Consider the following 22000-nt stretch of genomic DNA (forward strand, 5'->3'; position numbering starts at 1 on the left):
AAAATCAACGCCAGATGATATCATATTGGTTCCCTAATAAATCATCATACCAAACATCAATTTGAAATAATGAAGATATATCCAGTGGTGGATCTATTGAGATAACTGTAAACCCTGTCTTGCTTGTTAATTTTGGATTACTATTATAAAACTGATGCATGAACCTATCTGCGAATTGTACCATAATATTCGTTAACACACTGGCAGGGTTTATAACTGTTCCATCGGCCAATTTATATTCAAAAGAAATAGAGGTGAGTTTGCCTTCGGAATTTGTGTGAATGGTTGGAATAATAATCACCAAGTTATACTTAACATCAATGTTTGAATGAACAATTTTGAATGAGAGGGTTCCGTTTAAAGTTAATGTATAGGTCCCTTTTTTAAAAGGTAAAAAAGCTGATCCCCATGGAGCCCCAGGTTGAGCATTAGTTTCTCTACAAAATGATGCAATAAAACCTCGGTTACCACCACAAGCTGGGGCCATCATATATCCCCAATTTTTAATATCGGAATAAGGATCTTCTACGGGTCCTGATAATACGATATTTCCATCTGAAAAGGTTAATCCTAAGCCGCCGCCAACTTCGACCATAGTATTTACATAATAGTGGGTGCTGTCGCTCGGTATTGGGATGTTGTCATTGAATCCCCAATGGCCAGCATTAACTCCAAATATATTGCATATAACTAATTGTCTGTTGGATAAAACATCGGGAATACTATCATTATCAGCATCAATATTCATTGCTATAGCTTCGTAGTAACTGCCTATAACTTTTAAGCTATTAATTTCTGGTTCAGAAATTTTAATTTCATTTCCAAGTGGATCATGAGAGGGGATAACACTACTGCCAACCAATGTAAGTGTTGATAAATTAATAGATGTATTTTCACCATCAACCAGATTGCCAAGCGGCAGCATATTTAATCCACGCGAAGAGAGATTGCCAATATACTTGTTGTCGGCAGTCAAGAATATTAAAGCAACACCCGTTCCAATTTGACCGGTAACAGAAAAACTTCCATCAACGATATCTGTGAGACTGTAATAGTATTTACTGAAAACGAGAACCTTTTTAGAATCGGATATTGATAATGTATCACCACTTGTTTTGCTTAACGGAATCCTGCCTTTGATACGAATTCCTGTTTCAGAAGGATTATTATTGGAAATACCGTTATCGTCTTTTTTACAATTCGAGAAAAGAAGAAGAAATATCATGCTCGTTAATAAAAATAACTTTTTCATGATCAAATCACTATATCTATAATTAATATTGTTTAGTCAGTTAATTGTTAATATAAAACGATATTACCATAATATCAATTATTCTGAGTGTAGGGTGTGATTTGGGTTCGTCTGATAAACAACTTGAAAGAATATTTTACAATCAGGGATCCGCAATCTGCCAATGAACTTAACTTCTCTTTGTTTATTAAGTGCAGACAAATCGGGTGTGGAGCTGATCGGGATCGAACCGACGACCTCCTCGTTGCGAACGAGGCGCTCTCCCAGCTGAGCTACAGCCCCAGAATATTTCTAATAATCAGTCTATTTTCTAAAATACGAATAAAATATACGAATAAAGTTGAAAGGAATCAAAAATGTGTTAGTCATGAGTTATTAATATAATTGATAAAAATTACGATGCGATATCGGATTAAAACCTGTCTCCCAAAATAAAGATGCGGGATGACATTTAATTCAATTTCGATGATATCTTGTTTATCTCTGTTCAATTTACTACATTTTCTCATCCGCATAATTTGCATGAGGTTGAAGATGAATGGAAAAATATCTGTACTTGTTGCTGAAGATAATGAAAATATCGGGAAAACATTATTGGAACAGTTAACTTCCGCGCAGTATGATACCACTCTGGTTTTTGATGGAGAGCAGGCGCTGGACATACTTATGGAGAAAAAATTCGATTTACTTATACTCGACCTTAAAATGCCAAAGGTCAGTGGTTATGCAATTCTAAAATTCATAAAATCAAGTGTTCCGGATACAAAGGTTATTATCCTGACTGCATATTCGAATCCCAGCAACATTGAAGAGTGCAAAAACCTTGGTGCTGATTATATCATAACAAAACCTTATGATTTGGAATTTCTATTCTGGACGATAGAATTACTAACAGCAAAGTAAATGGTTGTTTGTAAATTCGCTGACTACTCGTTAACAATATCCCATTCACAGTTGAACGTGGATCTTTCCAATAATGAAATCCGCTGACCAACTCAAAAAAGATTTATCGTTCCCTGTTCAATACGTCAAGGGAATAGGTCCGAGACGTGCAGAGGTGCTTGCCGAGCAAGGAGTAAAAACTGTTCATGATCTTCTTTATTATTTCCCCTTCGATTATATCGATTTAAGTAAGGTTGAAAAGATTAACGGATTAAGAGCATTCATCGACTCTGAAAAATGGGTAACAACTATCGGTACCGTTCGATCTTACGAAACGATCGGAAGGATCCCACGGATGAGATTCGTTTTAACATTGGGGGATGATACCGGAACACTTCAATTGATTTTCTTCCAGAGCGTTAACTTCTTTAAAAAAGCATTCACCGAAGGGGAATGTCTGGCAGTATCCGGAAAGGTAACAAGTTTCAATAACAGATTACAGATGATTCATCCGGCAATCGACCGTTTATCAGATGATGATGGTGATGCAGCCGGTGAATTTGTTCATACATCCGGTATTGTTCCGAAGTATTCATCCTCGGCAACTATGAAAGATGTTAACTTGAACATCAAAGGATTTCGTCGAATTATCAAGTCGGCGCTCAACGATTTTCTTGATTTAGTACCTGAATTTTTACCGGCAAATCTATTAACCAATAACAATCTGATTCCGATTCGTGAAGCGTTGAGCAACATACACTTCCCGACCAACGAAGTAAAATTAAACGAAGCCCGCAAACGGTTGAAGTTTGATGAATTTTTTGCGCTTCAACTGATGCTCGCCATCCGGAGGAACCACATAAAAGCAGACTCGCCCGGCATCGCGTTTAATGTTAAAAGTAATTCTGCGAGAGCGTTGATCAACTCGCTTTCTTTTCAATTGACAAATGCTCAGCGAAGGGTTATCAAAGAAATCGCGGAAGATTTATCGTCTGTGCGTCCGATGTCGAGGTTGTTGCAGGGTGACGTGGGAAGCGGAAAAACTATCGTCGCGCTTCTTTCTATGCTGATCGCTGTTGATAACGGATATCAAGCAGCATTCATGGCACCGACTGAAATACTTGCCGAGCAACATTACAAAACATTAAGTGCTCTTCTAAAAGATATACCTATCGATATCGAGCTTCTAACCGGTGCGCAGAGGAGTCGGGTGAAGAAGGATGTTCTGGAAAAAATCGAGCGAGGTTCGGCTAAAATCATTGTAGGAACCCACGCTTTGATTCAGGAGAATGTGAAGTTCTCAAATTTAGGATTAATAGTAATAGATGAACAGCACAGATTCGGGGTTGCTCAGCGTGTTCTGCTCCGTGAAAAGGGAGTTGAATCCCAGAATGGTATAGTCTATCCAGATATTTTAATCATGACTGCTACGCCGATTCCAAGAACGCTATCTTTAACTGTGTATGGAGATCTTGATGTTTCAATAATCGATGAGATGCCTGCAAATCGGAAGCAGATAAAAACTCTTATCCGTTCAGAATCTGAGATGGCAAGCGTCTATTCATTTATCCGCGAGCAAGTAAAGCAGGGCAGGCAAGTTTATATTGTATATCCATTGGTTGATGAGTCACTAAAGTTAGATCTAAAAGCCGCCACTGATAATTATGAACGTCTCAAATCGGAATTATTTACCGATTTAAAAGTTGGATTACTCCATGGACAAATGAAATCAAACATAAAAGATGAGGTGATGCGAGCTTTCAAGGACCGTGAGATTGATATTTTAGTGGCGACCACGGTAATAGAAGTTGGAATTGACGTCTCGAACGCATCCGTAATGATTATCGAACATGCCGAAAGGTACGGCCTTGCCCAGCTACATCAACTTCGAGGTCGAGTTGGTCGCGGTGCCGATCAATCATACTGTCTCTTGATAGCTCCCGATTGGGTGAAGGGACATCTTAATAATAAATTCCGATCTCCGAGTATAGATGGTGAAGTTCAAGATCGAAGTGATATAGTTGAACGGTTACACACTATGATTGAAACTAATGATGGGTTCAAAATCGCTGAAATTGATTTAAAATTAAGGGGTCCGGGTGATTTTTTCGGGACACGCCAGAGTGGTGAGCCGCTCTTACGTATTGCGAACATTCTTACCGATCAGGAAATATTATCTCTCGCTCGTGCCGAAGCGTTTCACCTCATCGAAGCTGACCCGCATCTCCGCAAGGAAGAAAATAAAACTATCCGGGAATATTTCATCAAGCGATTGAAGAGTAAATATAAATTACTATTCGGCGGTTGACTCCTTCCGATCGAAAGAGCTAAGACATCGACAGACGGACAACGATGGAAAAATTTTTTCTTTATGAGGGAAAAATGAATTTTTCGCTTGACAATGGAAGTATAAATTGATTATATTATGAATGTCATGATGACACAAATAAAATATGTCGAACAATTCGAGAGGACTGCACGAGTAAATTGATAACTCTTCCTGCGCACCACAGTCCGATGCGCATCGCGCTCGTCTACAATCAGAAGAAGGAAGAAGCAGTTCAACAATCGATGACTGAAACTGAAAGCGAACCTCCGAGTTCGCGTGGAATTTTCTCCTCAAAATCAAATCTCTCACCCAATTATAATCCAAATTCAGTCAACCTTCATTCATCCGATATTTACGCTGAGTGGGATACATTTGAAACCATCGACGCTGTTCGTTCTGCGCTTGCCGAACACCACTCGGTTACGATGATCGAAGCCGATGAACAAGCATTCTCAAAGCTTCAGAAATTGGCTCCGCAAATTGTATTCAACATTGCGGAAGGATTAAACGGTGTATCGCGTGAGGCACAAATTCCCGCGATGTTAGAGATGCTTGGACTCCCTTATTCCGGTTCCGATCCGCTCACGTTGGCAATATGTCTCGATAAATCTCGTGCTAAAGAAATTTTATCCTATTATAACATTCCCACCGCAAAATTCGCGGTGATACATACCGAATCCGATTTAAACAAATGCAAAATTCCATTCCCTAATATTGTTAAACCATTGCACGAAGGATCGAGCAAAGGAATTTATAACTCGTCAATTGTGCGCACGTCTCATGAATTAAAAGAAGTAGTGACCGCGACTCTTCATAAGTATAAACAACCCGTTTTGGTGGAGGAATATTTACCGGGGCGCGAGTTCACAGTTGCCATACTTGGAAATGGAAATGATCTGCATGTACTACCTATCGTAGAAATCAAATTTGATACTTTACCCGCCGGTGTTAATCCTATATATTCATACGAAGCCAAATGGATCTGGGATCAATCCGATTCGCCGCTTGAAATATTCACATGCCCGGCTGTCCTTTCTAAAGAATTGGAAAAAGAAATCGTTGAAATATCCAAACAAGCGTATAAAATACTCCGCTGCCGTGATTGGTGCCGGATTGACGTCCGACTTGATTCAAAAGGAACACCGAATATAATAGAGTTGAATCCGCTGCCGGGAATACTCCCGAAACCTGAAGATAACTCATGCTTTCCTAAAGCCGCGCGCGCAGCCGGTTTAACTTACAATCAATTAATTCAATCGGTATTATTATTAGCCGCACAGAGGTATGGACTAATTGAATCACCTTCATTTCCATCTAACTGAGAAAAATTATGAGAAAAAAAATACATGTTGCTGTGATATACAACGAACCGGTAACACAAACGGAATCGGAACGAAAGTTCGTTACCGCTTCGGGTGAATTGCTGGAAGGTGGACGTGAGCAAAACGGCGTAACTTCACTTACCGATCTTTCTGAAGTTGGAGTTCTTGAAGAGCGGACGGATATTGCTAATGCTCTGCAATCTGAAGGTTATAAGAGTTCGATATTCAATGTCGACAGCAACATAATGCGGCTTATCGATTTCCTTCGCACTACCCAGCCCGATGTTATTTTCAACTTATGTGAAAGTGTTGGGAACGAAGCAATCCATGAAATGCATGTTGCGGGTATGTATGAATTGATGGGGATTCCTTATACGGGTGCCGGTCCGCTTGCTTTAGGAATTGCTCTGAATAAAGTTCGCGTGAAAGAAATTTTATTGAGCAATGGACTTCCAACACCGCGATACCAATTAGTGGAAAGCCCCATTAAAATTACACTTGATGAGAATATGAATTTTCCATTGATTGTAAAGCCGGCGCGTGAAGATGCGAGCGTGGGAATATCATCAGATTCGGTTGTATACAGTTTGAGTGATATGAAGAAAAGAGTTCGGTTTATTTTTGAACAATTTAATCAACCCGCGCTGGTTGAAGAATATATAGATGGTCGTGAGTTGAATGTCGCCATCCTCGGAAATCGAAAAGCGACAGTTCTTCCGATCTCGGAGATCGATATGTCAACCCTTCCTAAACAATATCATCGGATAATCTCATATAATGCGAAGTGGATGAAGGGAACCGAAGAGTATGAACACACGAAGGGTGTTTGTCCGGCAAAAATATCACCCGAACTGGAAAGTACCATGAAAGAGATGGCGCTTAAAGCGTTCAATCTGGTTGGTTGCAGAGATTACGCACGGGTCGATTTTCGTTTAACAAGTAAAAATAAGCCGTACATACTCGAAGTCAATCCGAATCCTGATATATCAGATGATGCCGGTTTTGCTCGCTCGGCTCGCGCGCAAGGATATAAATTTGAAGAATTAATATCAAAAATTGTCGAATTGGCAATCGAGAGATCAACATTGTGACTATAAGACTGCTTATACAGAGCGATCGTGCATCATTGAAGACGATTCTTGAAGAAACGAAAGTATTTAGCAATGAAGAAATTGACGTGGCGCTTGAATTGATCGATTCTGTTTTAAATCGACCGGAGCAAAAAGATTATATCATATATACCGGCTTAGATGAATCGGCGGTGGTTGGTTATTACTGTCTTGGTCAAACGCCAATGACCGACGGTACTTATGATTTATATTGGATTGCGGTTAAACCGTCTATCCATAACAAAGGTTATGGTAAGAAATTATTGGCACATGCCGAATCGTTTGTTCGTGATAATAGTGGTAGATTAATTGTTGCGGAAACATCATCGCAACCCAAATACCAAAACACAAGAAAATTTTACGTCAAGTGCGAATATACAGAACTTGCTCGCATTAAAGGATATTATAAAATCGGCGACGATCTCGTTGTCTACGGAAAATATGTCTCACAATCAGGAGTACAGATATAATTTATGGAACTTTGGCAAGAGATGCTGCGGCAAAGCGTTGACACGGGGAAAGATTTAGTCGATCGCTTTGGTTTCGATGACGCAGCAGCGAAGAAGCTGAACTCGTTGTTCCACATTCGCATCAATCCCTACTATCTAAGTCTTATCCGATATCCCGGCGATCCAATTTGGCTGCAATGTATGCCGGATGTTCAAGAATTGGCGGAGGACGGTTTACCGGAAGATCCTTTAGCCGAGGATTCTAACAGTCCGGTACCAAGTATCGTTCATCGCTATCCAGATCGGGTACTTTTTCTAACAACCAGCCAGTGTTCAATGTATTGCCGCTTCTGTACCCGTAAAAGGAAAGTGGGTGATTCCTCCAAGATCAACATGAAATACATTCAGGACGGTCTTAATTATATTGAACAACACCCTGAGATTCGGGATGTGATTTTATCTGGCGGTGATCCGCTGATGATCACCGATTTTTTGCTCGAACGGATTCTGAAAGGTTTGAGAGATATTCCACATGTTCAAATAATCCGTCTTGGAACAAAGATGCCGTGTGTGTTACCTCAGCGCGTAACTCCCAAATTGACTAAAATGTTGAAGAAATATCATCCGATATATATCAACACACATTTTAATCATCCGTGGGAATGTACACCGGAAGCAAAGCGTGCATGCGATCTTCTAGCCGATGCCGGTATACCGATCGGTAATCAATCGGTTCTTATGAAAGGTGTTAACGACGATCCGGATGTGATGTTGGAGTTGATGAGAAAACTTTTAACAATGCGCGTGAGACCATATTATTTGTACCAGGCAGACATAACCAAAGGAACCGATCATTTCCGCACACCTGTCAGTAAAGGTTTGGAGATTATGGATAAGCTTAGGGGACACACATCTGGCTTAGCAATACCGGCTTATGTTATTGATGCGCCCGGCGGCGGCGGCAAAATTCCTTTGCTTCCGCAATACGTTTTAGGGCGAGCAGGGAAAAATATTATTCTACGGAATTATAAGTACGAAATATTTACTTATCCGGATCTGGAAGAAGAACCGCCAAATCATCATCCGCCTGTTGAGAAACCGTTCAAGCGGAAAAACGGTAAGAAAAAAGAGATACAAGTGAGTGAGGTGTTAGCAGAAAAATAATTTGATTTTAATTGCGGAGAGGTTCAATCAATTTATGTTTGATAGCATAGTGTGTAAGTTCAATATCGTTTTTCAAGACCATTTTTTCCATCAACCTTTCGCGGTAGGTTCGTATCGTTTTATCACTCAACGATAATTGATCGGCAATCTCGGTGATTGTTTTCCCGGATGCTATTAAACATAATACCTGATATTCACGATTCGATAATCGCTTATGAGGTTCGCTGCCTGAATTGGTTCCCACTGCGATAGCGAGTTTTTCGGCGAGTTGTGGACTTACATATTTACCACCGGTGTGTATTTTGCGTATAGCAGTCAGTAATTCTTTAGGAGCAAATTCTTTATTTAAGAAACCGGATGCCCCTGCTTTTAGTACCCGAACACCCATTTGCTCTTCTGGATATATGCTGAGAATGAGAATTGGCAGTTTGGTGAATTTTTTTCTTATTTCTTTTAACACATCTATTCCATCGCGCTGTGGCATATTTAAGTCGAGAAGTATTACATCCCAATCCTCCGAGTTAATTTTGTCCAGCACATCCTGACCGTTCAAAGCTTCACCACCAATCTTGATGTCGGGTGCTTTGCTTAAGATCTGTTTTAATCCTTCTCTTACAACAGGATGATCGTCTGCAATGAGAACTTTAATCATGAGGATGCTCAGCGGAGGTTGACGAATGTAAGGGTATTATCACCCGTATTGTTGTGCCACGATTAGGTTCGCTCAAAATCTCGAATGAACCGCCTATCAGCGATGTTCTTTCTTTCATTCCCAGAATGCCAAATGAATTTAAATGATCAAGTTCGCTTTTATTAAAACCTCTGCCGTTATCAGAGACCTCAAAAAATATTTTATCTTTATTTCTTTTGAGTTTGACTTCAACGTGCGATGCCTTGGCGTGGCGAATCACGTTTGTCAATGCTTCTTGCATTATTCTGAATAATGCCGTTGAGACTTCTCGGTTTATTTCAAACTCTTCAGCAGGGGAGAAATAGCGGCATGTAATTCCTGTTCGATGTTCAAAATCCTCTGTTTGCCATTCTATGGCGGCAGATAAACCCATGCTGTCAAGAATTGCCGGACGCAATTCAGTTGTTATTTTTCTGACAGTTTGAACTGCTGAGTCTGTTTGATCGGAAATTGAATTTATTTTTTCAACTAATTCAGGATTTTTTTGAAGGTTCAATGTCACAGATAATCTTTCTTCGAGAAATGATATATCCATTTTTATACCGGTTAACGTTTGTCCTAGTTCATCATGAATTTCACGGGCTATCCGTGTGCTTTCTTTTTCACGAATTGATTGCAAACGGGCCGATAATTGTCTCATCTGTTCATAGGATTCGTTCAGTTTTTCTTCGGCACATTTTCGTTCGGTGATATCACGTACTATTGCCCACATTGATTTTGGTTTTCCGTTTTCATCCCGTATAAGAGATGTTCGTAACTCTACCGGGAAAATAGTTCCATCTTTTCTTCTATACTCTTTTTCATAAACATCAGAAAATCCCTTCGGTAAAATCTGTTCGGCAACAATTTTTGCTTCGTACGCATGCCATTTTTCGGGGGTGATATCAGTATAGGAGAGATTGAGTATCTCATCTGCAGTATACCCCAACATCGTTATATAAGCGTTGTTGAATTCAATAATTATGCCATCCATTCCAACAGAAACGAATGCGTCTATCATGCTCTCATGAAGCATCCGGTATTTGTTCTCCGATCGTTTGAGAGCTTCTTCAGCTTCTTTCTGTTTTGTGATATCGAAACCAATGCCGATAGCCGCGGTTTTTCCCATGTATTGAATTGTTCCTGCGTTGAAATCGAGCCAGCGTATTTCTCCATTTTTTTTAACGATCTTTAATTCATAGCGTGATGGTACCGGTTTGCCTTGCAGGCGGGCTCTTCCACGCTCGCGAAGGATATCACGTTGATCGGTGTGGACAAGGTCCCAGAAATTCATTTCCATCAATTCGCATATGTTATATCCCGTAATGATTTCGGATGCCGGATTGACATAAACAAATTTTTCGTCTTGATAGATAACAATAGCAGCCACGCTTGTATCGGTAAGCGCCCGGAATTTTTTCTCATTCTCGATGAGGTTCTCTTCAGCAATTTTTCGCTCGGTGATATCCCTGAAGACACCCATGAGGCATTTATTCCCTTCCCAATAAAACGGATAAGAGTTGATATCTGCATAAAATATCGAACCGTCTTTTCTGATAACGGGTATGTTGAGAACGCTGGTGATTTCACCTCTGGCCTGGCGGTCAAATTCTGAAACTACATGTTCCAGCGATTCCGGAGGATGTATGTCTGCAACCTTCAGTTTTAAAATCTCTTCATTTGAATATCTCAGCATCCGACAAAGATTCGGATTACACAATATGAATTTTTTCGATGAAATATCGGCAAGCAGCATACCGTCGGTTGCTTTATCGAAGATGTCTCGAAACCGGATTTCTGACTCACGTAAAGTTTGAGTTAGTATCTCCTGAGCAATCTGTGATTTATTTTTCTCAAGGGCAATTTTTATTGATATCGAAATGTTTTGGATGTTGTCCGGTGATTTTATCAGATAATCTACAGCACCCCGTTTTATCGCTTTAATTGCGGTCTGATCGTCTAAAACATGTGTAAAAATCAGCACCGGTAAATTTGGTGAAAGCGATTTCACAAGATCGAGAATTTCAAAACCTACATTACTATTAAGCTGTAGATCACTTATCACTATATCATAGTTGCCATTCGTGAGTTCAGATTCAAAATCTTTTACTTTTTTTACCTGCCTCAACTGATACCCGGGATCAACATTTTTCAACGAGGAACGTACCGATTCTACATCGTCAGTATTGGTATCAAAATATAATATTCGAATCGTCTCTAACATGCGCTAATGCTTTTTGCCTAATAAATGATCAGATCGTATTCATTTTTGCTAATCTTCAATTCAAACTGAAAAAAATATAATCGTATCAGTAATCAATTTATTCCACAATATAATAACAATTTATATATTAAAATTGCAACTTGGATAGAATATAGTTAATACGCGCTTAAAATGATTGTTTTGCTTCCTGTAACCATTTTCTGTACATTAATTTTCATTACAGGTAATTATATAAATTGTAACTCACCGTTTTCTAAATTTAACCGATAATCTTGGATTTTGTAACGGTAAAATTATTCTTTTTTAAATGCGAATTCCTCCTGAAATAATAGATGAAATACGGAAATCTATCGATATAGTTGATCTTATCGGTTCTCTGATTCCGTTGAAAAAAAGAGGAAAAAATTTTGTCGGATCTTGTCCCTTCCATCAAGAAAAAACACCATCCTTCAATGTTTCGCCTGAGCGTCAGATGTATCATTGCTTCGGATGCGGTGTTGGCGGAAACGCAATTTCTTTTGTTATGGAATACGAGAAGGTATCTTTCCCCGAGGCAGTTAGGTCGCTTGCCGATCGGTTGGGAATTACTATACCTACAACTTCTGCTGATGATGATGGGAAAGTGAGTGAGCAGGAGGAGCTTTATCAGGTTTGTAAAACAGTCGGATTGTTTTACTATCAATCGATGAAGGAAACCTCTGATGGAAAAATAGCGCTTGAATATTTTCGGAGAAGGGGATTCACCGATGAAACGATGAGAGCATTTGGTTTAGGATACTCGCCGAATAGCTGGGATGCACTTATCAAGTTCGGTTTGGAAAAAAAGATCGGAACAGATATGCTGGAGCGTGCAGGGCTCGCCCGTCGCCGTGATGATGGATCGTACCACGATTATTTCCGAGGCAGAGCGATGTTCCCAATATTTTCTACGACCGGAAGAGTATTAGGATTTGGTGCGAGAAAACTGAGAGAAGATGATCCGCTTGGGAAATATATAAATTCTCCGGAGACGTTGATATACAATAAAAGTAAAGTACTTTATGGTCTGTTTCATGCGAAGGAAGAGATACGGGAGAAAGACTCTGTTATTTTAGTCGAAGGATATGCCGATTTGCTCAGTGTATTTCAAGCCGGATTCCGAAATGTAGTCGCATCAAGCGGAACCGCTCTCACAGTAGAGCAAATTCAACTGATCAGTCGTTATACAAAAAAAATATCAATCATGTACGACGCTGATTCTGCCGGATCAAAAGCCGCATTGCGGGGTGTTGATTTAATTCTCGAAAACGATCTGGACGTTATGGTTGTGCCGTTGCCCGAAGGAGAAGATCCCGATTCATTTATCGTGAAGAATGGTGCGAAAGCTTTCCAGAAATTATTGGATAATTCTATTTCATTTATTGATTTCATCGCTCAAACATTTGAAAAAAATGGGATGCTGAGTACTCCTGAAGGACAGGCGCAAACAGTCCGCACAATAATCAAAACCATCGCAAAAATGAAAGACGAGTTAAAACGAAATTTTTATATACGCAGCGTTTCTGAAAAATATAAATTGTATGAAGCAACTTTATATCGCGAGCTTGAAAAGCAAACAGGTGAGATGAACAAGTTTGCCGCCTTCTCATCAAAAAGAGATGAAAGAGAATCGGGTGAAAATATGCCGGAACGACCTGTGGCAGATTCTGAAACGGTTTCGCCGGTAGAGCGCGATTTGCTTCACTCCCTTCTTGAAGGTGATTCGAATCTGATATCGTTCATCGCGCAGTCTGTTGCACCGAAAGAATTACAGCATCCGGTTGCCAGATCGCTATTCAATTCGATAATTGAAAGATGGAAAGTTGGCAAACCAACAGACCCAAAGATTCTTGTGAATGAGCTTGAAGATAAAGCGCAAATAAAAATGATTACAGAAATAATTTTCAGGTCATATAATTTAAGCAAGGGATGGACCGAGCGCGGAGTTGATGTCGCTCAAGGCGATCCTCAAAAAATAGCAGAAGATGCGATCATAAGCATTCGAAGAAAATCTTTGGAAAAAGAGATTGAAGAAAACCAACACCTTTTACGAATTTCAGCTCAGCGGGGTGAAAGCAGTCTCCCATATCTTGAAAATCATAAGAGATTACTGGCGGAACTGAAAATTTTGGAGAGTTATTCTTTCAAGAATAAATAAAAGGCAACCGGGAGAGCGGTTGCCTTTGGGTTTGAATGTTTCTCCATGTTTTCGAAGTTCCCTATTTAATATCATGAATATAGTCATAAACATCAAAACGGTTGTGCGAAATCTCATATTATACTTGAATAAGAAATATGAGAAATTAGCCGCATTAATCAGGTAAATTGTGGAATGTTGTCTTGAGAAGAGAATAAATTTTATGTAAGTTGAACAAGACTTCATAATAGTCTCCTAATCCACCCAAAGGTAACACAAAAGTTACCTTTTTTATTTTATTCCCGCCTGTTCAGCCCCGATTTGATTCGAGATTTCGCCGGTTTTTATTGATTAGCTTATCTAAAAGATTTTAAACTCATCTTTGCAAGTAATCGATAAGACACGTATATTAGATGAAAATTTAGAATGAAAATTAATTCAGCGGGTATTAACTTATGGCACAAAAAGGTAAAATTTCCAATCCGGATGACGTCGGCACACAGGATGGAATTATAAAAGCACTGTACGAATCTTTAAGTTTTACAACCGGCAGTCAACCCGATTTTGATCGCTTTAAAACTTTATTCAGAGAGCAAGCTTTGCTCGTTCCACCGAAATCGGATAAAGCTTCACCGCTTCAACAGATCGAAGTTGATCTATGGGTGAAGAAGACGGTTGAGAATATAGTACTCGATGGTATGGAGCGAAAAGGCGGGCACGTTACAGAGATTGCACGCCGGACTTCAAAATTTGGTACGATAGTTCAAATATTCAGTACGTTTGAATTACGAATAAAGATGAACGATCTGGCACCCGCGCAACGAGGGATATATAGCATTCAGTTGATGCGCGATAACAATCGATGGTGGATTGTTTCGCTTATGTGGGATTTCGAGCGGGCAGATCTCCCGATTCCACGCGCATATTTAATATAATATTGTCGATTTACATCGATTGCAATTCGATGACATTCAACGTATATTAATTTGTGAGTGCAAATATAAAAAGAAAGCTTGATGATAGGTTCTGGAAATTCTTGATAGTGCGAACCGATCGTATCGGCGATGTCATCCTCACTTTACCGCTGGCTCAAGTTATTAAAAAACATTTCCCTGATGCTCATATTACTATGCTGATTAGAGAATATACATCAGAACTGGTGATGGATAATCCCAATATCGATAACATTATTTATTATGATAGGGATGGAGAACAAGTTCCATTTTTCAAACTATTGCATCAATTACGCCAAGCCCACTTCGATGTCGTACTTCATACTCATCCGCGGGCTCGGCTTGCCTTTCTCACATGGCTCGCGCTAATTCCTATCCGTATCGGAACCGGCTACCGTATATACTCTATGTTTTTTAACAGAAAATATTACGAACATCGTCGCCAAGGATCATATCATGAATTAGAATATAATCTCCATCTGCTTCAAGCGATCGGGTTATCATATGAGGATAAAGATTATCAACCGGTAATGCAGATTTCTGATACATCAAAGAAACATGTGGAAATATTATTAAATGAATATGGTATCGTTGATAAAGATAAATTGATAATACTTCATCCCGGCAGCAAAGGATCATCGCGCGATTGGAATCCGCAAAATTTCGGTATACTCGGAAAATATCTTGCCGGTCTCCCCGATGTGAAAGTTGCGATAACGGGAAACAAAGAGGAACTTGATCTGGTGCTAAGTGTCGCGGAAATTGCAGGACCCGAATGCATCCAGATTTGCAATAAATTATCTTTGGGTGAACTCGGTGCGTTAGCAGCACGTGCCTCTGTATTCGTTTCAAATTCGACAGGTCCAATTCATATTGCCGCGGCTGTAGGAACTTTTGTCGTCGGTTTCTACCCACAAATCCCGCACCTAAGCGCGACCCGCTGGGGACCATACACTTCCAAACGATTAATATTCACACCAAAAGATAAACCTCTGGATTGTACAAAATGTTCCGGCAAAAACAACAATTCATGTGAGTGTATGGATTCTATTGAGGTTGTTGATGTTTTTAATTCTATAAAGACAATTATTAGAGAAAATAAATGATGAACCACGAAGCTTACATAAATTCCAAAAGATTCTTTTTATTAGCAATAATAATTTTACTTTCAACATTAAACTTGTACGGGCAAACACAAGGAGTTGTAAAATCCCAATTGGTCTCCGAAAAAAAGGATACAACGATTGTCACTTTCTCCGATACGGTTCGAAAAATTCAGAATCAGGCATTTGGACCGGGTGAATTTTTCCGGTTCGATGTTAATTATGGATTTGTAACTGCCGGTGAAGCCACTCTTTTTGTGAGAGATACAATTTACAATAATCGCCGTTGTCATTTAGTGGAGTTTAATCTGAATTCAAAGCCGTTCTTTGATGCCTTTTATAAAGTGCGAGATCGTTACATCACAATCATAGATGCAGAAGGATTATTCCCATGGCGTTTTGAACAACATATCAGAGAGGGTGGTTACTCGCGTGATTTCACGGCAGAGTTCGATCAAATTAATCACACTGCAGTAACTACAAACGGGAAATATCCGATACCGGGTTATGTTCAAGATATGATGTCGGCATTTTATTTCACCCGTGTGCTCGATTTTTCCAAGTTCAAACCGGGAGATAAATTACATCTACAAAATTTTTACAAAGATTCCACTTATGAACTAGATGTAAAATACAAGGGAACACAAGTGATAGATGTTGAGGCAGGTGAATTCAACTGTATCATAGTCGAACCGCTCGCCAGAGAAGGAGGATTATTTAAGAATGAAGGAAAGTTGTACGTTTGGATGACCAATGATGAACGAAGGATTCCTGTTCTCGTTACCGCAAAAATATTGATCGGTAAAGTTGAATCGGAATTAATTGAATATCGGGGATTGCTGGGACCTCTAAAATCAAAATTACCATAAGGCAGAAACCATGAAGAATAAATTGAAACCGGTCAATTTAAAAAATGTTCGCACAGTTCCTCTCAACAAAAGAAAGAATAAAGTGAGTTTGGAGAGGTTGGCATATACATATGACCCACACCGTGAAAATTTCTCCGCTTTTATTCTTTCAATGCCGAAATTTCTCGTCGCCAATGATCTGCGTTCACTGGTTGATGATATTGTCGGGTCATACAGAAAAAATAAACCGGTTATAGTGATGGCAGGCGCGCATGTTATTAAAGTCGGATTATCTCCTCTGATACTAGATTTGATCAAGAAAGGCATTGTAAAAGCGCTCGCGATAAACGGTGCCGCTGTAATCCACGATGTTGAACTTGCGATGTGGGGTAAAACATCGGAGGATGTGGAAGAAAATATTCAGAACGGAACTTTCGGCATGTCTAAAGAGACAGGTGAATTTATAAATGGAATTTTAAAACATCAAATTAAAAACAAAGAGTGTGGATTCGGAGAGGCGATAGGAAAAGCGCTTCAAAAAGCCCCTTATCAAAGCATAAGTTTACTTGCCACATGCACGAAATATAAAATTCCTGTCACGGTGCACGTCGGTATCGGAACTGATATTATTCATCAACAACCGAGTATGGATGGAGCGGTTACGGGTGAGATGAGTTTTAGGGATTTCCGGTTGTTTTGCGGTGTCGTACGGCAACTCACGAATGGCGGAGTTGTTTTGAATTTTGGATCGGCTGTTATCTTGCCTGAGGTTTTTCTGAAAGCTCTCACGGTAGCGCGTAATCTTGGTGCCAAGGCAAAAGGTTTTTCAACCGCTAACTTCGACATGATACAGCATTACCGCCCAAGAATGAATGTTGTTCAGCGTCCGACAAAAAATAGCGGTAGAGGATATATGTTCACCGGTCATCATGAAATTATGATACCTCTTTTATGCGCTTCAATTAAGGATAGATTGGATTCATAAAGATGGAAATTCAAAACGATAATAATCAGAATTCTAATCTCCATAATCAAATGAAAGCAAATGATATACCGTTAGTTGAACGATTAGGAATTCATCCGATTCTTTTCGCTTTACTTTCTCTCGGTATCATATTCATTCTTTATCAAATTGTTGGCGGAGTTGTTACGTTGCTTATTTTTGGGTTGAAGCCAACACCAGAAAATTTAAATGGCTACCGTATTGTTACGGGTGCCGGACAAATTTTATTGATTCTTTTACCGACATTGGTGCTGGTGCGGTTTGCCACTTTCGAACCGAAAAAATATCTTCGTTTGTCCCCGCCATCTTTTAAAATGATTATTACTTCGATAGTGGCAATTATTTCGCTTGAACAAATGCTTCAGGTATTTCTCGCGTTTCAGGAAAAATTGCCGTTGCCAACTGAGATGCAAAAATTGATGGATCAATTCAAACAAATGTTCGAAGAGTTGTATAAATATCTTTTATCTTCAACTTCAATTCCTGAATTAATCTTCGTAATCGTAATTATCGCTCTAATACCGGCTTTTGCTGAAGAACTTCTTTTTCGTGGACTCATACAACGAAGTATCGAAAAAGCAACAAGTCCGATGAGGAGTGCTGTTATAACGGGTATCATCTTCGGAGCTTATCATTTTAATCCATTCTCTTTTATTCCGTTGGCGGCAATAGGTATATTCCTCGGTTTTCTTACTGTTCGAACAGGCAGTATCTGGACATCGGTGATCGCTCATTTTATAAATAATTTTCTTGCTTGTCTTGCTGTCTATTTTCATATGGATGATGATTATGTAGGTTTTGGAGAAACATCCTCCATGTCGAACGAAATGCTATTAGTTACATTCTGGTTCTTCGGCGTAATATTTCTGCTTTCAATTTTTTATTTATATAAAATAACCCGATCTAAAAATGTGACACCCGGAGAGGAAATTCCCGAATCAATATCAAATAACGGGGTGAAAGATGAGTAATCATTACCAGCGTCTATTGGTTGCATTTATCGGTATACCGCTTATCGTGATCCTCTGTATGATGGGTGGAATTTATTTCTTTCTATTTATTGCTATGCTCTCGGTGCTCGCTTTGCACGAATTTTACAAACTTACCGAAAAGAAAAATATAAAACCGTCTATCCCGCTTGGAATCATAGCCGGATTCATTTTGAACTTATCGTTTTATTATGTTCCTGTGAGGGAAACCATTGTCGGTTTTGCAACTTCTGTCGGTGTTGGAATTCCATACCCCACACAAACGCAACTCGTGTTCATGATAATACTGATTTTTGTATTTGTTATACTCATTTATGAATTATTCAGAAACCGTGGTTCGGTATTGCTGAATGCTTCGGCAACGATTTTCGGGGTATTATATATCTCACTTTTTCTCGGTACTGTAATTGGTTTACGCGAATTATTTGTTCCTCTCGATTTTCCGATGAGTAGATATTTTAATTCTTTAACAAGCTTCACTGATCCCCAAACTGCGGCGATTGTTTACAGATGGGGAGGATATACCGTGATTGCGATTCTTGCCACAATATGGATCTGCGATTCAGCGGCATATTATGTAGGCAGTGCTTTCGGTAAACATAAATTGTTTCCGCGTGTAAGTCCCAACAAAAGTTGGGAAGGTGCGATCGGGGGATTTATATTTTCGATTCTGGCTGCAATAATCGCTAAATATATTGCGCTGGAATACCTCAGCGTTGCAAACGCCATAGTGATAGGTATGATTGTTGGAGTATTTGGTCAACTTGGTGATTTGTTTGAGTCTGCGTTGAAACGTGATGCAGGTGTGAAAGATTCATCGACACTTTTGCCGGGGCATGGAGGTGTATTGGATAGATTCGACAGTTTGCTTTTTGCAGCCCCCCTTGTTTATTTTTATCTCGATTATATAGCGTTCAGTTGATGCCAAAGATGACAAAAAAAGTTTGCATCATTACACTTGGATGCCCCAAAAACGTGGTCGATTCGGAAATGCTGATGAAGCAATTTCAGGCGAATAATTTGAAACTCGTTCAATCGTCAGATGAGAGCGATGCGACCATCATCAATACCTGCGGATTTATCCAAAGCGCAAAAAAAGAATCGCTCGATACGATAATGCATGCTGTTGAGTTGAAAAAGACCGGCCGAATTCAACAACTTGTTGTCATGGGTTGTCTTGCCGAGCGTTACTCCGCGGATTTAAAAAAGGAGATACCGGAAGTCGATGCTTATGTCGGTGCGAATAAAATTGATCAGGTCGTCAGCGCACTCGGGGCTCATCCCAAATATAATCTTATAGGAGAACGGGTTTTAACAACGCCGCCTCATTACGCATATCTTAAAATTTCCGAAGGTTGCGATAGGCCCTGTTCCTTTTGTTCGATACCTTTGATGCGGGGGAAACATATCAGTAAGCCGATAGAGACAATTCTTCAAGAAGCCCGGAAACTGGCAGAGCAGGGAGTCCGTGAGCTTATAATTATTGCGCAGGAGAGTACTTATTACGGACTTGATCTTTACGGTAAGCGTAAGTTAGCGGAACTTCTTGATAAGCTTTCTTCAATAGAAGGAGTTGAATGGATCAGGTTGATGTATGCATTCCCCACGGGATTTCCTGGTGAGGTATTGAAAGTGATCGCGGAGAATCCAAAGATATGCAAATATCTCGATATTCCTCTCCAGCATATTTCTAATACAGTCCTTGCTTCTATGAAGCGCGGCACTAATTCAAAAGAAATAAAATCTCTCATCAATAAAATCAAAACCGAAGTACCCCGTATAGCACTACGAACAACTCTCATAGTCGGTTATCCGAATGAGAGTGAAAAAGAATTTTTAGAGTTAAAACATTTTGTTGAAGAAATAAAGTTCGAACGTTTGGGTCTTTTCACTTATTCACAGGAAGAAGATACAAACGCGTTCGATCTTGGAGATCCCGTTCCCGAAGAAGTTAAGCAAGAGCGTTTCAACTCGATTATGGAAATGCAACGGGGAATATCACTCGCGCACAACAAGTTACTCGTGGGGAAGAAGATTCGTACACTTATCGACACATTGGAGGATGGAACCGGTATCGGACGCACACAGTATGACGCTCCTGAGATCGATAATGCGGTTACATTGCACGGTGTTGACAATGTTAAGCAGGGGAATTATTATGATGTTTTAATTGATGATTGTGACGCGTACGATTTATTCGGACGACTCGCCAATAAAGAATGTTAAGGAGAATATTATCATGAATTTTCGATTCTTTTTTTTCATTATCAGTTTTCTTCTAATTAATCTGCAAGTTGTAACTTCTCAGGTTGAATTAGCTCCTTCAGAATTAATTGAAATTCCGAAATTTTATATGGATGCCTTATCATTTCAATCATCGGAAGCGGGAGTCAGCCGGCTCGATGTTTTTGTTGAAGTTCCGTATGAAGCTATGCAGTTTACAAAATATAGCGATAATTTCCGGTCTGAATATGAAGTTGCAATCAACATTTACGACACAACAGAAACACTGGTGGCAGAAAAATGGTGGACAGAGAAAGTTGAGGTACCCGATTACAATCAAACGACTTCCAAGACAACCAGTAATTTAAATCAGCGCTCATTTCTGGTTACCCCGGGATTATATTTCGTTACGGTTCAGGTGAAAGACCACGAAAGCGATAGAGGTACGAGAATAAAAAAGAAAGTGAGCGTGAAAAGATACACCGACGTTGATTTCGGGATAAGTGATATTATGATCGCTAACCGGATAGAATATGATTCAGGCAAGACATCGATTTTTCCGAACATCTCCGGGAATGTAGGGGGTGTGCGAGACAGTTTCCAAATATTCTTTGAAATTTATAACTCAATCGGTATCGATTCTTCAAAGTTGTTTGTTCAAATATTCAACATGAAAGGAGATACCGTCAGAGTTGATTCTTTCAGTATCCAGCTCGGAACGAAGAAACGCCACTGCTTCCAGAATATCCATACAAGTGAACTGATACCGGGTGATTATATCCTTCAGACGTATTTAAACCTTCCACAGAATATCGCGGATGAGTCGAAAAAAGAAGTTAGCTCGACATCTTCGCGTTCGTTCGTTGTCCGATGGCGTGGTATGCCTGTATCAATTACAGATTTGAATTTAGCTATCGATCAGTTGGAATATGTAGCAGATCGTGAATCTATTGACGAAATGCGAAAAGCTCCGATGGAGAAGAAGAAAACTCTCTTTCAGGAATTTTGGAATAAGAAGGATCCTTCCCCGAACTCCGATCGCAATGAGTTGATGGAAGAATATTATTCGAGAGTCGCTTATGCCAATAAACATTTCGGGCATTACATCGACGGATGGAAAACAGATATGGGTATGGTTTATTGCATCTTTGGTTCTCCTAGCAACATCGAACGGCATCCTTTCGACATAGACTCGAAACCTTACGAGGTATGGACCTATTATGAAATCAGCCGTGAATTTATTTTTGTTGACGTTACCGGATTCGGAGAATACCGGCTGCAAAATCCTCTCTGGGATTTAAGGCGAACCCGCCCGCGGCGATAAT

Annotated in this window: 18 protein-coding genes and 1 tRNA gene; 15 read left to right on the plus strand and 4 right to left on the minus strand. The window is 39.7% G+C overall.

The window, feature by feature from the left end:
* Positions 1-4: 4 nt before the first annotated feature.
* Positions 5-1252, minus strand: coding sequence for a hypothetical protein (locus HZB59_13800; GenBank protein MBI5022504.1), 1248 nt, complete (start codon positions 1250-1252; stop codon positions 5-7).
* Positions 1253-1461: 209 nt separating this feature from the next.
* Positions 1462-1534: transfer RNA gene (locus tag HZB59_13805), tRNA-Ala, on the minus strand.
* A gap of 252 nt (positions 1535-1786) precedes the next feature.
* Between HZB59_13805 and HZB59_13810 the strand changes: the two genes are divergently transcribed.
* From HZB59_13810 to HZB59_13835, 6 genes are all read left to right on the plus strand, one after another.
* Entirely contained in the window at positions 1787-2155 is a 369-nt protein-coding gene (locus HZB59_13810; protein MBI5022505.1) for a response regulator, read from the plus strand.
* 73 nt (positions 2156-2228) lie between these two features.
* The gene (gene recG, locus HZB59_13815) at positions 2229-4442 is read left to right on the plus strand and encodes an ATP-dependent DNA helicase RecG (GenBank protein MBI5022506.1); all 2214 of its coding nucleotides are present in this window, start codon (positions 2229-2231) and stop codon (positions 4440-4442) included.
* 263 nt (positions 4443-4705) lie between these two features.
* Positions 4706-5785: a D-alanine--D-alanine ligase gene (locus HZB59_13820; GenBank protein ID MBI5022507.1), complete on the plus strand. Its 1080-nt coding sequence runs from the start codon at positions 4706-4708 to the stop codon at positions 5783-5785.
* Positions 5786-5793: 8 nt separating this feature from the next.
* Positions 5794-6876 (plus strand): ATP-grasp domain-containing protein, encoded by a 1083-nt coding sequence (locus HZB59_13825; GenBank protein MBI5022508.1) that lies wholly within the window; start codon positions 5794-5796, stop codon positions 6874-6876.
* Positions 6873-7364 carry a GNAT family N-acetyltransferase gene (locus HZB59_13830; GenBank protein ID MBI5022509.1) on the plus strand — a complete coding sequence of 164 codons (492 nt, stop codon included), beginning with the start codon at positions 6873-6875 and terminating at the stop codon, positions 7362-7364. Before HZB59_13825 ends, HZB59_13830 begins: the two co-directional genes overlap by 4 nt.
* A 3-nt stretch (positions 7365-7367) precedes the next feature.
* Positions 7368-8507, plus strand: coding sequence for a KamA family radical SAM protein (locus HZB59_13835; GenBank protein ID MBI5022510.1), 1140 nt, complete (start codon positions 7368-7370; stop codon positions 8505-8507).
* Positions 8508-8514: 7 nt separating this feature from the next.
* Here the strand turns inward: HZB59_13835 and HZB59_13840 are convergent, their stop codons facing one another.
* Positions 8515-9159, minus strand: coding sequence for a response regulator transcription factor (locus HZB59_13840; GenBank protein MBI5022511.1), 645 nt, complete (start codon positions 9157-9159; stop codon positions 8515-8517).
* Positions 9152-11401: a PAS domain S-box protein gene (locus HZB59_13845; protein ID MBI5022512.1), complete on the minus strand. Its 2250-nt coding sequence runs from the start codon at positions 11399-11401 to the stop codon at positions 9152-9154. The genes HZB59_13840 and HZB59_13845 overlap by 8 nt, the downstream gene beginning before the upstream one ends.
* A 307-nt stretch (positions 11402-11708) precedes the next feature.
* Here HZB59_13845 and HZB59_13850 point away from each other — a divergent pair, with 307 nt between their 5' ends.
* From HZB59_13850 to HZB59_13890, 9 genes are all read left to right on the plus strand, one after another.
* The gene (locus HZB59_13850; protein MBI5022513.1) at positions 11709-13577 is read left to right on the plus strand and encodes a DNA primase; all 1869 of its coding nucleotides are present in this window, start codon (positions 11709-11711) and stop codon (positions 13575-13577) included.
* A gap of 434 nt (positions 13578-14011) precedes the next feature.
* Complete coding sequence (locus HZB59_13855) at positions 14012-14491, plus strand: hypothetical protein (protein ID MBI5022514.1); 480 nt, start codon at positions 14012-14014, stop codon at positions 14489-14491.
* Between the two features lie 53 nt (positions 14492-14544).
* A complete protein-coding gene (locus HZB59_13860; protein ID MBI5022515.1) occupies positions 14545-15615 on the plus strand; it encodes a glycosyltransferase family 9 protein in 1071 nt (356 codons plus the stop codon).
* Positions 15612-16481, plus strand: a complete 870-nt coding sequence (locus tag HZB59_13865) for a DUF3108 domain-containing protein (GenBank protein ID MBI5022516.1) — start codon at positions 15612-15614, stop codon at positions 16479-16481. Before HZB59_13860 ends, HZB59_13865 begins: the two co-directional genes overlap by 4 nt.
* Before the next feature lie 10 nt (positions 16482-16491).
* Positions 16492-17445, plus strand: a complete 954-nt coding sequence (locus tag HZB59_13870) for a hypothetical protein (GenBank protein MBI5022517.1) — start codon at positions 16492-16494, stop codon at positions 17443-17445.
* 2 nt (positions 17446-17447) lie between these two features.
* Complete coding sequence (locus tag HZB59_13875) at positions 17448-18434, plus strand: CPBP family intramembrane metalloprotease (GenBank protein MBI5022518.1); 987 nt, start codon at positions 17448-17450, stop codon at positions 18432-18434.
* A complete protein-coding gene (locus tag HZB59_13880; protein MBI5022519.1) occupies positions 18427-19374 on the plus strand; it encodes a phosphatidate cytidylyltransferase in 948 nt (315 codons plus the stop codon). Before HZB59_13875 ends, HZB59_13880 begins: the two co-directional genes overlap by 8 nt.
* Positions 19374-20678: a 30S ribosomal protein S12 methylthiotransferase RimO gene (gene rimO, locus HZB59_13885; protein MBI5022520.1), complete on the plus strand. Its 1305-nt coding sequence runs from the start codon at positions 19374-19376 to the stop codon at positions 20676-20678. Before HZB59_13880 ends, rimO begins: the two co-directional genes overlap by 1 nt.
* Before the next feature lie 13 nt (positions 20679-20691).
* Entirely contained in the window at positions 20692-21999 is a 1308-nt protein-coding gene (locus HZB59_13890; protein ID MBI5022521.1) for a GWxTD domain-containing protein, read from the plus strand.
* Position 22000: the final 1 nt, after the last annotated feature.

Source organism: Ignavibacteriales bacterium (assembly GCA_016214905.1).
Classification (GTDB): domain Bacteria; phylum Bacteroidota; class Ignavibacteria; order UBA10030; family SZUA-254; genus PNNN01.

Coding starts and splice junctions, on each gene's coding strand:
- HZB59_13800 (MBI5022504.1), bottom strand. CDS start 1,252: ATGAAAAAGTTATTTTTATTAACGAGCATGATATTTCTTCTTCTTTTC.
- HZB59_13810 (MBI5022505.1), top strand. CDS start 1,787: ATGAATGGAAAAATATCTGTACTTGTTGCTGAAGATAATGAAAATATC.
- recG (MBI5022506.1), top strand. CDS start 2,229: ATGAAATCCGCTGACCAACTCAAAAAAGATTTATCGTTCCCTGTTCAA.
- HZB59_13820 (MBI5022507.1), top strand. CDS start 4,706: ATGACTGAAACTGAAAGCGAACCTCCGAGTTCGCGTGGAATTTTCTCC.
- HZB59_13825 (MBI5022508.1), top strand. CDS start 5,794: ATGAGAAAAAAAATACATGTTGCTGTGATATACAACGAACCGGTAACA.
- HZB59_13835 (MBI5022510.1), top strand. CDS start 7,368: ATGGAACTTTGGCAAGAGATGCTGCGGCAAAGCGTTGACACGGGGAAA.
- HZB59_13840 (MBI5022511.1), bottom strand. CDS start 9,159: ATGATTAAAGTTCTCATTGCAGACGATCATCCTGTTGTAAGAGAAGGA.
- HZB59_13845 (MBI5022512.1), bottom strand. CDS start 11,401: ATGTTAGAGACGATTCGAATATTATATTTTGATACCAATACTGACGAT.
- HZB59_13850 (MBI5022513.1), top strand. CDS start 11,709: ATGCGAATTCCTCCTGAAATAATAGATGAAATACGGAAATCTATCGAT.
- HZB59_13855 (MBI5022514.1), top strand. CDS start 14,012: ATGGCACAAAAAGGTAAAATTTCCAATCCGGATGACGTCGGCACACAG.
- HZB59_13865 (MBI5022516.1), top strand. CDS start 15,612: ATGATGAACCACGAAGCTTACATAAATTCCAAAAGATTCTTTTTATTA.
- HZB59_13870 (MBI5022517.1), top strand. CDS start 16,492: ATGAAGAATAAATTGAAACCGGTCAATTTAAAAAATGTTCGCACAGTT.
- HZB59_13875 (MBI5022518.1), top strand. CDS start 17,448: ATGGAAATTCAAAACGATAATAATCAGAATTCTAATCTCCATAATCAA.
- HZB59_13880 (MBI5022519.1), top strand. CDS start 18,427: ATGAGTAATCATTACCAGCGTCTATTGGTTGCATTTATCGGTATACCG.
- rimO (MBI5022520.1), top strand. CDS start 19,374: ATGCCAAAGATGACAAAAAAAGTTTGCATCATTACACTTGGATGCCCC.
- HZB59_13890 (MBI5022521.1), top strand. CDS start 20,692: ATGAATTTTCGATTCTTTTTTTTCATTATCAGTTTTCTTCTAATTAAT.